Below are 2,783 nucleotides of genomic sequence, written 5' to 3'. Positions count from 1 at the left end.
AAAAATTACTTGTTTCGGGCACGAAAGTTATTGAAAGAAAAGTTGGAACCACAATTGCACCCCCAAAAATTATGAACGACGAATATAAAGATCAGGAGTGGCAAGATCGGGTGGGTAGAGATGCTAGTCCCGTAAACAATGAGGCCGAACCCGGACTGAAAACTTACCAACTGCTTTATGAAGCTTTGGCGCAGTCCCCACCGGTGACTATATCGGAAGGTTTTGCCGAACGAATTGCTCAGCAAGCTATAAAGAAATATTCATGGGGCAGTAGTTCGTATTGGTGGTTAGCAATAGGGTTAGTAACAGTAGCTACGCTAGTTTGTGGGGGGGTGCTTTTTATCGTTTACCCCAGCTACTTTCTACTTTTACAGAGTAAACTTCCTATTCTGGGCTTTGCCGGTTTAATGTTTACTGCCATTCAGGTGGCCGACTATTGGTTGATTCAACAAAAGCAGAAATACATCTTTACCTGAACAAACACGCTTTTGCCGAAGAAATTACTGAGCAAAAATTTTAAAATAGTTTAAATTCTAACAATGACATCAAACAAATGAAAAGAAGAAAAAGGTAAAAATAGGCGGTAGGGTTGTTGATTGATACTTTTTTAGTTATTAACTCAACATATCGCTCAATGAAAAAAACCACTACTCTTCAGATCACTTTATCTTTATTGTTACTATCGCTTGATCTCTGCGCTCAGACTATTCAGTGGGCTGACACCGTAATTCGGTTTTCTAATGAATTCAAATACGATAAGTATCCTCAACAATATCGGGCTGCGCAGGCTCTTGGAGAGCCTAGTGTGCTCACATCGCACGGTTCTTCTCCCTGTGCGTATACTCCGGCAGCCACCTCTAACCCCGATGGTGAATTTATAGAAGTAGGCTTCTCTCAACCACAAAACGTGCAGCAAGTAATTATTAATGAGAGTTTTAACGGCGGGGCTACCGAAAAAGTCGAACTCAGAGATACAGCGGGCAACTATCATCTGATATTTAAAGACGATAATGTTAAGTCTTTACCGAATGGGCGTCTTCTTAAAGTAACAATAGAACGCACTCCTTACCAAGCCGACCGCGTAAAAGTTTATTTGAAGACAACAATTGATGAAGGGCATAATCAAATAGATGCTATTGGAATTGTTGATGAGACAATTGATTATACTGTAAACGTTAATGAGGTAAGTATTGCCGATACCGTTGTACGGGAAAATTTGGGGGGCGAAATTAATTCGGCATACGATGAACTATGCCCAATAATTTCGCCTGATGGGAAAACGCTGTATTTTGTACGAGGAAGCCACCCGGATAATATAGGCACGGATCGGCAAAATATTTGGTTTTGCGAGGTAGATAGCCTCCAGTTGGGAACACCCCAGCTTTTTCCAGAACCTATCAATGGAAAGAACAATAGCTGCTTACTGAGTATTACTCCTGACGGGCAAAAGGCGCTTTTGCTCAACATCTATAACCCCGACGGAACATCCTCGATAGGGATTTCCTTTACACACAGAACCAAGGATGGCTGGTCTTTTCCCACGAAGGTGCCAGTAGAAAACTATTATAACAACAGCAAATACGGTGAATTTACCCTTGCTAGTACCGGAAATGCGATGATCTCAGCTATTCAGCGCAATGATACTTTCGGTAATAAAGATCTCTACTTTATTGAAAAGATAAATGATACACTATGGACCGAGCCTCGCCACTTGGGGGACGTGCTAAATACGGCCGCGAGCGAAGGTTCCCCCTTTTTAGCGGCTGATGACAGAACTTTGTACTTCTCCACATCGGGGCTTCCCGGGTACGGAAACAACGATATATTTATGTCTAAGCGGATAGGAGATGGCTGGCTAGAGTGGTCAGAACCTGTCAACTTAGGTAGTCAGTTTAATACCCCGAAGTGGGATGGGTTTTACGCAGTTCCAGCCGATGGCTCTTACGTGTATTTTGTTTCTTATGATGACTCTGGCTATGGGAAAGGGGATATTTATCGGGCAAAAATGCCGGAATCGCTTCGGCCACAGCCCATTGTGCTGGCGCAGGGCGTAGTGAGAAATCAAAAGGATAGTAGCTTCATTAGTTCACAGATTGTATATCACTCTTTATCTAGTGGGCAGCAAGTTGGGCAGGCTAAGTCTGATCCAAATACTGGAGCATATAAAATAGTACTTCCAGCCGGAGATGTATACGGGTTTTCAGCCCAAGAAGCGGGCTACATTCCAATTTCAGCAAACTTAGACCTAACAGAAATAACTAAATACGAAGAAGTTAACCGGGATTTGTATTTAGCTCCGATAGAAAAAGGAGCTAATATTGTAATCAATAATTTGAACTTTGATACTAATAAATACCGTATTCGCGAGTCTTCTTTCGTAGAGCTGAATCAGTTAGCCGGTGTTCTTAATGCCAATCCTACCATGAAAGTGCTCATAGGTGGCCATACCGATGCCGACGGAAGCGAGGCAGCTAATCTGCTGCTGAGCGAGAATAGGGCAAAAGCGGTGCGAGACTACTTAGTCGAAGTCGGAATTTCTGCCGATCGTTTGCAAGCCAAAGGCTACGGTGAGTCCGCTCATATTGCAAAGAACGATACGGACAGCAATAAGCAGAAAAACCGACGGGTTGAATTTACGGTAGTTGGTTTTAAATCATTAGCTGGGAAGAACTAAGGCTTGGTAACTCCTAAAGTCCACTGGGCTTCTTCGGAAAGGCGCACGTACGTATCCGGACGAATGTAGCGTTGCTGATCTACTTGTTGCGGTTGGTTTCTGCGGCAAA

Annotated in this window: 2 protein-coding genes; both read left to right on the top strand. The window is 43.2% G+C overall.

From position 1 onward, the window contains the following. On the top strand, positions 1-476 hold a 476-nt coding region (locus WBA23_RS17355), incomplete at its 5' end, for a hypothetical protein (protein WP_424583550.1). A 158-nt stretch (positions 477-634) separates the two neighbouring features. Next, positions 635-2,674 carry an OmpA family protein gene (locus WBA23_RS17350; protein ID WP_424583549.1) on the top strand — a complete coding sequence of 680 codons (2,040 nt, stop codon included), beginning with the start codon at positions 635-637 and terminating at the stop codon, positions 2,672-2,674. Positions 2,675-2,783: the final 109 nt, after the last annotated feature.

The organism is Tunicatimonas sp. (genome assembly GCF_049647865.1).
GTDB lineage: Bacteria > Bacteroidota > Bacteroidia > Cytophagales > Cyclobacteriaceae > Tunicatimonas.
The sequence above is the reverse complement of the archived record's forward strand: the minus strand, read 5'-3'. Positions and strand labels throughout refer to the sequence as shown.